Here is a 7,785-nt window from a genome sequence, read left to right as displayed (position 1 = left end):
GGTTTGGGTTTACCGCCCATCCGGGGTTCAAATCCCCGAGCCTCCGCAGTTCAGAGGCCCTCTCCCAGATTTCGGGAGAGGGCCTTTTTTGATCTTCAAGGGCGTCATAGTTGCAGCCCTAGTTGCAACGGGGGTTCAGGACTCCCCCAGAGCGCCGAGGCCAGGCGTTCCCCGGCATCGCGCATGAGCGGTGTGGACACATGTGCATAACGCAAGGAGGCCTACACGGCGTAGGACATCTCCGGGTTGATTGAAGGCGTAGAGCGTCAGGGGCGGTTACTGGCTCACACGTCCGAGATGTACGTCGGGGTCGCGACTGGCCACTTGCGTATGACCTCTGTCTTCCGTCGGCACAACTGGCAGGGCAGCGTGCTGCTTCCTTCGTCAGGTGATCCTGCCGTAGACGGCCGTGGCATCATCGAAGATCTTCCCTCGCGGCCAGCGGGAGCCGTTCGGATCGGAGCGTTCGGCCTCGCGGACCTGACGAATCAGCTCGGCTGGGCCGTCGTGGTCGACGAGGTCGAGGAGTTGCCGCCAGGTGGCCAGGCCGAATCGGTCGACGAGCCGGGACGCTCCGTCACTCAGGACCGCAACGGCCCGTACCCGGTCGACCGGCACCGTTCCGGTCAACGCCTGTTCTGCGGCCAGGGGATCGACCGCGGCAACCCAGAATCCCCCGTCGACGTTGCGGTGTGCGCGCATGGCCTCCATGTAGCGGCTCAGTGCCTGGAGGTATTCCGGGGTCCCCCGGCAGCGGCGTTCATCGGATCCCGGTAGCGGTTACCGGTCAGGGCTTCCCGCTCGTCGCAGATGACCATGGGGTCGGCATCGAGGACGTCGAGGACGAGCACGGAGTCGGCCAGCACGAGCCAGTCCAGGGTGTCGGCCGTACGGCGGAGCATGACCACGGTGGCCGAGGGCGAGCCGGGATGAGAGAGGTCGCAGCAGAAGTCATGCATCGAGGCTGTCGCTTTGATCCCTGCGGCCAGGATCGTGGTCAAGGAGTCGGCGCTTTGGGTCATTCCGGCCAGGAGAGTCGAGCCGAGGGTATGTGAATACCAGGCGACGCCGTGGGAGCAGCCCGATTCCAGATCCGCAGGGGTGCCGGCGCCGTCCAGGAGAACGACGGCATCAGGGGTAGCGCCGATGAAGTCTTCGTTTGGTCGGTCGGGATAGGCGGGTTCGGTGGCAAGGGTGAGCCGCATGTCAGTCGTCCTCGTGTCGATAGAGCGGACTGGCAAGTTTGGTTCGGGTTGGTTCCCCGCTGTCGGGGTCGTACTCCACGCTGACCACGGTGGAGAAGCGCTGGTCTCCGACCTGTCCCCAGATCGTCGCGATCTCCGAGGTGAGCAGGTCCACCACGCCGAGGGAGCCGTTGGTGCGGATTCCGGCGATGGCCAGGAAGGTGCCGTTGCCGTCCGGCCGGGGGAGACGGCCGAGATAAGCCGAATCGGTCGGCTGCTCCGGGACGACCTGGGTGCCCGACCGGTAAGCGACACCGGTACGGGTGTCGCGCAGCAGCCAGCCGAGGTCGTCGCGTTCCCACCGAATGACGGGGTCGGTGTCGTAGGCCGCCTGCATCGCCTCGGACATACGGGGGCCGCAGACGACCACGAGGTTGGGCCGGTCGAGGTCGATCTGACCGTCGATGGTGACGTTGTCCGAGGCGACGGCGAGCCCGAAGGATTTGGCGAGCTCTTCCAGGCGCTGGCCCGAGCGCATGTCGTCCAGGGCGAGGACGGGCCGCTTCTTCTCGGGGTCGAGCCGCAGGGGGGTGACCACGGTGACCATGCCCGTGCCGAGGAACGCGCCTTCCGGGGCTGGTCCGGTGTGTTTGATCTGGTGAATGCGCCCGCGTGAGAGCCCGGCTTGTTCGGCGATCTGCGCGTAGGAGACACCTTGGGCATGCAGCTCTTGAATCACCCGACGTCGTAGCCGGGCCAGCTCGGTGACCTCCTGTTGAGCGGCGCTCAGCCGTTCGGTCGCGGTCCGGATCAACAGGTACGGGTCGTCGATGGCGGCGATCCGCTCAAGGTCACTCGGTGGCACGGTGGTTCCCTTTCGGTGGTGCTCCGCCGAGTCTAGACCCCTAGACGAAATGCCGTCTATCCCCCTTGACAGTACGGGTTTAAGAGTTTCGCCTGTTTTCAGGCTTGCTGCCCGGATCGCCGAACGACGCTTTGGCACACCCCTGGTCATCGAGCGCGGCCCGTCAGCATCGCCGCCCACAGCTCTTGACCTTCGGCCATGCGTGTCCGGCCGGTCTCCTGGACGGTGCGAGGTGTTCCCTGCACGGTCCGACGAAGGAAGCCCTGACCGCCCGAGGCGCACAGCTCGTAGACGACCGAGCGGCAGTGACAGGTCCAGGCAAGCACCCGGCACCGCTCACCAAGTCGCGGGTCCATCCAGGTAAGCCGAGCATGATCGACTTGGGGGATCGGAACGTGAGCAGCCAGACAGCTCACTGCCGTACCGCCGGCCGGGAAAGCAGATCCAGAACGGCCCACACGATGCGGCCCGTTTCATCTCCGGTCACACCCCAGTTCGTCGCCAATCCGGCGACCAGCGCCAGGCCCCGCCCTCCCTCCTCGTCGGACTGAGTGAGAAGCGGATGCGGTGAGTGGGGGCCACCCTCGTCCAGGACGCCGAGCCAGAGCCGCTTGCCCTGTACCCGGACGGACTTGCGGGTCGCACGCTGCGCGTGCGGCCTCGGAGGCCGTTCTCGCGCGGCCCGCCACTCGGGCCGCACCGTCCACTCCAACGACGGAACGAATCGACGTTAAGTAGATAGATATGACTGATCAAATGGCTGCAGACATAGGGAAGGCGCCTTCTCAGGGGAAGTACATCGTCAGCCTCCACCCACAAGCGCCGACAAGTCTCTGTGAATGACGCGCCCGCAGAGCTCACTCTCACCCGATTGAATGAGACTGCAGCCAACCAGGCGATAAGCCGGAGCTCCATCCCGTGTCCGATCCGGCACGGGAGTGACCGAAGCAGTACTGATGCCAAGCTTGACCGACCTTGTTTCGCTCTCGTCGCCGGAGCCTCACTCGGCGACCTCGACATGTGAGCTCACGATCACGGAGTGGAGATCGAACGCCTCCTCGGGCAACAACACTCGCTCCGCACGGCCGGTATGGACATCGACCAGGTAGAGCTGGGGTTCATACCCCTTTGTCTCGATATGAATGAGCACCCTGCTGGTGTCGTACCAGTAGACAAAGCTTTCGATCTCCCGTAGACCGTCGATATCGGGGGTGACACGGCTAACGATCTGGCCGGTCTTCGCATCCAAGGTGCCAATGGTGCGGGATGGCACGCCATACTTCTCGCCATCGAATGCAAGCAGGTGGCCATCGGGAGAGACGTGAGTCTTCGACAGCATCAGGTAGGGGAGAATCGGAAAACGGACCTTTGACGTCCTCCCCGGACGCACAGCGCTCGCCTCCGTTGTCTTGGCGGAGTCCTTGTGAACGGCCACGAAGGTTGTGCCTACATCAGAGATGCCGATGACACAACACGCCCGTGGGAGAGTGAGAACCTTGGCGGTTTTCACGTCATATCGGATGGCACGCGACTTGGGGTGGCCGCCTATCGAGTCGACTGCCAACCAGCGACTGTTGCGGGAGAACCCGAAAGACATCTCCCCCCCTTGCCAACTCTTCGGGGTTGGGACGACACGGACCATCCCTCGCTTAAGGTCGCGGATCACGAGGCGTTCGCTCTTGGCGAGCACGTAAGCGAGCCGGACGCCATCCGGTGACACAGCGATCTTGCCCAGGTCTTCGTCCGGTAGCGCGTCACGGACTGCCCACTGCTTTCCGGAGGTGGTGACCACGTGCCACACGCCACACGTCTTCCCGAAGTCACCACAGGGCGAGTAGGCATACCGGATCGGCTCCGACAGCTTTTTCGGGAGAGTCGGGGCAGGCGGCTTCGCGATTCTCGTTGATACCTCGACATGTACTGTAGAGGACTCTCGATAGGCCGCGGCGGTGTTGATCGGTTGCGAAACAACCGCGCCCATCATGAGAGATACGAACACGAAGCCTCGTCGGCCGAGCCTGTTCACGGGTGACCTCCAATTGACGACGATCACCATAGATCAGGTGGGGGGCGCGCGGAATATGTGTGAGCCACGAAGGCATCAAGGCGGCGGCGCGGCGCGCCGCCGCACGGCCCTCCCACCGCCCGCCGTCCGGGCGTGCGGCGTGGGCGCCGGTCCCGAACGGCGGCGGGAATCGGGCCGCCCGCCACACCTATCAACTCGCCGCACCAGGGCCGCGCCGTCGCCTTGAGGTCGTTCCGACCACCGACCCCAGCCACTACGCAGTGCCTACGGCGTCTTTCCGATCAATGTCGGCCAATCCGCTCCCGCTGCATGAGACCCTTACCCGCGATCCAGGCAATCAGTCCGAAAAGCAACACGAAGACGAGCCCCATGCTCGCCCACGAGGCCCAATCGAGCGGCCCCGTTGTGTAAGGGTCCCCGCCATCCGTGGACGCGAGCAGCGAGAGAATCGACGACAGCACCGCCGCCATCACTATGAACATGCCTCCCGAGGATATGAGCAGGCGATTACGCGGCCCATCAGGTGCTTCCCCTAGCGCAGGCTCACCGTATTCACGTCTGTGTGCCTTTCGAAAACCCGCCACGGCCACCGCCAGCGCAAGAGCCATGCCAAGACCTGCGGCGATCAAGAACGCCCAATCGAACGGTCCACGCACGTAGGGATCCACACCGCTTATCCACTTGAGACCACGAATCGCCAATGACAACAGCAGCACGCCCATGAGGAGTCTGAATGGACCAGGCATCTTATTGAACACGCCACGATTATGCCGGTTGCCTACCCCCTTTACCCAAGAGCAGCCCCTGACAGGGGCACTTCGGCTCCGGGATGATCGACGTTCCAGCGCGAGACCGTGAATGGCTGAGGTGGGCCGGATCCTCCCGCCTGCTACGGCCCAGGCAAGCCCAGCAGGCCGGCTCGTGGTGGGTCGAGGCAGACGAGAAGATCAGTTCAGACGAGGCGTGTACCGTGCGCCATGCCGACCCCGGGCCGCTCTTTCGCGGATGCGGCGACATCCTCTAGCTTGCCCGTTGGCCGAGAAGCTGACCATGTTTCGCATGCCAGGACAGGAGCACTCGCATGGGCGTTTTCTATGAGTACTACCGAGCTGCGGATCGTGAGACAGCAATCGTCCAGCCGGAACATTCCCGTGTGATCGCTGACCCTTCTCGCAGAACTCCCGAGTTCGACGCCGTGGAGACCAAGTGGATCGACCCTCATGTGATCCTGGGGCAGCTTGTGGCGTTCATCGGCGATGTCGACTTCTCCACGGATCTGGTCGATACGGTGCCCTTGTACCCGCCACCGGAGGGCACCCCGCAAAGTGACGAGGAGTGGGATGCCCTGCCGGAAGACTCCCCCTACCTGGACGGACCAGGTATCGCCGAGTTGCCGGTGAACGCGCGCGACATCCTCGCCGGCGCGGGTGACTCACGCCTCCCGGTGGTGGCGGAACGCTGGGCGAAGATCGAGGAGTTCTCGCACTTCACCTCGGTTGACGTGGGATACATGCTCTCTCTGGTCGAGGAGCTTGTCGGACTGGCACGCCGAGCGAAGAAGGACGATCAGATGCTCTACTGCTGGATGTGTGCATGATCGATACCGCTCGGTCGTCGAATCACAAGGCAGAGCCCCATGGCCCTTCCCTCGGCTACGGGCGGTCGCGGTGAGGTTCGGTTCTGGCGTGCGATATGCGGGTAATGATCAAGCTCGTCGCTGACGGGAAGAGAAGCCCTGCCGCAGGTCAGGGACTGTAGACCGCTGAGAACGGGCATGGCCTGTAAAACCGTCGGCAGTCCGGATCCCCTGTCGATGCGGTCGGGGAGTGAGTGGCGGCGGTCGCGCACCCTGACTCAGGAGGAGAGATCAGTAACTGGAATCTCGTCCTCGGCGTCGCGTCCGACAATGGTGATCGCGAGTAGGGGTAGCAACCGCCCAGGGATGGCCCCTGAGGGGGTCGCGCCGATTCTGGTGGCGCCCATGGCCAGGTAGAACGGTTCCGCGTTCGGGTCCGCGTCGATGGTCAGGCGCGCGAAGCCGAGGTCCCCCGCAGCGGCGACGGCATGCTCGAACAGGCGGCGGCCGACGCCTTGGCCGATGGCGTCCGGTTCGACGAAGAGCATGCCCAAGGCCCCTCCGGCGGGTTCCCTTCCAGAGTGGCGAAACCCAGGACGCGGCCGTTGTGTTCGGCCACCATGGTTCGCAGCTTCTCGACCTCCGAGGCCGAGATGGCCAGTTCGTCCCGGCAAGCCGCCGTCAACGACCCGCTCCTGAAGGAGGGGGCTTGAGGTGCAGCGATGCGCTTGACAAGCCCCGCGTTGACCAGCCCTAGCCGTCAGCTCAAGGAGGTGCATTGTGATGGCTACGTTGAACACAAGATCGCAGACCGACCTTGGGGTGCTTCCTCAGCCCCAGGCTCTCGAATCCGTGGGAGCAGACACGCCCGAGGGTGGGCACGAAACGGCTCACGGACACCGCCGCCAGGCGGTACCTGGTGTTCGACCTGGGCGAGGGGAGATCGAACCGACCGGCACCCGGTCCGTTCGGCGTCACCCCCAGGGCGCTGCGGCGTCCGAGGGAGCCAACCGTGAGGTTCACCCCGTCGTGTTCGTCTTGGACGCCCGCGGCCACCCGCTCGACCCCTGCCATCCCGCTCGTGCCCGCCGCCTGCTGGCGGCCGGACGGGCGGTGGTTCACCGCCACACCCCGTTCGTCATCCGCCTCAAAGACCGCGACGTGGCGACCTCGACCGTCGAAGGCGTGCACGTGGGCATCGACCCTGGCAGCAAGCACACCGGCCTGGCCGTGTTCACCAACCATGAGGGGAGCCGGGCCGGACGGTATGCGATCCAACTCGACCACCGAGGCGCGGCGATCCGCGACAGGCTCACCGCCCGCTCGCGGTATCGACGGCGACGCCGCAGCGCGAACCTGCGCTACCGCTCCCCCCGGTTCCTCAACCGCACCAAACCGAAAGGGTGGCTCGCGCCGTCCCTGCGACACCGCATCGACACCACCATGTCATGGGTGGCGCGGCTCACCCGGTGGGCACCCGTCACCACCGTCCACGTGGAGAAGGTCTCCTTCGACACCCACACCCTCTCGGCGGGCAAGCCGCTCGAAGGAGCGGAATACCAGCAGGGCACCCTCGCCGGGTACGAGGTCCGCGAATACCTGCTCGCCAAATGGGGGCGCACCTGCGCCTACTGCGGCGCCAGCGGCGTACCGCTCAACCTCGACCACATCCACCCCCGCAGCCGGGGCGGCTCGGACCGGATCAGCAACCTCACCCTGGCCTGCATCGGCTGCAACCAGACCAAGAACGCCACCCCCGTTCAGGAATTCCTCAAGGACAAACCCGCCCTCCTCGCGAGGATCCTCCGGCAGGCGAAGGCTCCGCTACGGGACGCCGCCGCGGTCAACGCCACCCGGTGGGCGCTGTGGCGGGCCCTGGAGGCGACCGGCCTGTCGGTTCACACCGCCTCCGGTGGCCGCACGAAGTGGAACCGCTCCCGTATCGGCGCCGCCAAGTCGCACACGTTGGACGCGCTGCACGTCGGCTCGCTCGACACCGTGACCGCCTGGCCGTCCACCGTGCTCGTGGTCAAGGCGATCGGGCGCGGCACCTACTGCCGTACCCGCACCGACCGCTACGGCTTCCCCCGGCTACGACTCCCCCGGACCAAGCACGTCAAGGGGTTCGCCACCG

At 65.2% G+C, this 7,785-nt stretch carries 9 protein-coding genes; 2 read left to right on the top strand and 7 right to left on the bottom strand.

The annotated features are described in order from the left end of the window. Positions 1-384: 384 nt before the first annotated feature. The 6 genes from ABT130_RS46310 to ABT130_RS46285 form a co-directional block, all read right to left on the bottom strand. The gene (locus ABT130_RS46310) at positions 385-702 is read right to left on the bottom strand and encodes a hypothetical protein (RefSeq protein ID WP_350966304.1); all 318 of its coding nucleotides are present in this window, start codon (positions 700-702) and stop codon (positions 385-387) included. Positions 703-719: 17 nt separating this feature from the next. Continuing rightward, on the bottom strand, positions 720-1,205 hold the full coding sequence (locus ABT130_RS46305) for a hypothetical protein (RefSeq protein ID WP_350966303.1): 486 nt from the start codon (positions 1,203-1,205) through the stop codon (positions 720-722). Between the two features lies 1 nt (position 1,206). Then, entirely contained in the window at positions 1,207-2,049 is an 843-nt protein-coding gene (locus ABT130_RS46300) for a sigma factor-like helix-turn-helix DNA-binding protein (RefSeq protein WP_350966302.1), read from the bottom strand. A gap of 412 nt (positions 2,050-2,461) precedes the next feature. Continuing rightward, complete coding sequence (locus ABT130_RS46295) at positions 2,462-2,761, bottom strand: ATP-binding protein (protein WP_350966301.1); 300 nt, start codon at positions 2,759-2,761, stop codon at positions 2,462-2,464. Between the two features lie 288 nt (positions 2,762-3,049). Beyond that, positions 3,050-4,075 (bottom strand): WD40 repeat domain-containing protein, encoded by a 1,026-nt coding sequence (locus tag ABT130_RS46290; RefSeq protein WP_350966300.1) that lies wholly within the window; start codon positions 4,073-4,075, stop codon positions 3,050-3,052. Between the two features lie 281 nt (positions 4,076-4,356). Beyond that, positions 4,357-4,833, bottom strand: a complete 477-nt coding sequence (locus ABT130_RS46285) for a hypothetical protein (protein WP_350966299.1) — start codon at positions 4,831-4,833, stop codon at positions 4,357-4,359. A 323-nt stretch (positions 4,834-5,156) separates the two neighbouring features. On the opposite strand from ABT130_RS46285, the gene ABT130_RS46280 reads away from it, so the two are divergent. Beyond that, positions 5,157-5,672 (top strand): hypothetical protein, encoded by a 516-nt coding sequence (locus ABT130_RS46280; RefSeq protein ID WP_350966298.1) that lies wholly within the window; start codon positions 5,157-5,159, stop codon positions 5,670-5,672. Between the two features lie 257 nt (positions 5,673-5,929). Here ABT130_RS46280 and ABT130_RS46275 read toward each other — a convergent pair whose 3' ends face one another. Next, a complete protein-coding gene (locus ABT130_RS46275) occupies positions 5,930-6,430 on the bottom strand; it encodes a GNAT family N-acetyltransferase (RefSeq protein WP_350966305.1) in 501 nt (166 codons plus the stop codon). A 250-nt stretch (positions 6,431-6,680) separates the two neighbouring features. Here ABT130_RS46275 and iscB point away from each other — a divergent pair. After that, a partial coding sequence (gene iscB, locus ABT130_RS46270; protein ID WP_350966297.1) for an RNA-guided endonuclease IscB occupies positions 6,681-7,785 on the top strand: 1,105 nt, incomplete at its 3' end.

Origin of the sequence: Streptosporangium sp. NPDC001681 (assembly GCF_040298085.1) — a bacterium.
Lineage (GTDB): Bacteria > Actinomycetota > Actinomycetes > Streptosporangiales > Streptosporangiaceae > Streptosporangium.
Note: the sequence above shows the minus strand (reverse complement) of the source record. Positions and strands in the feature narration are given on the sequence as shown.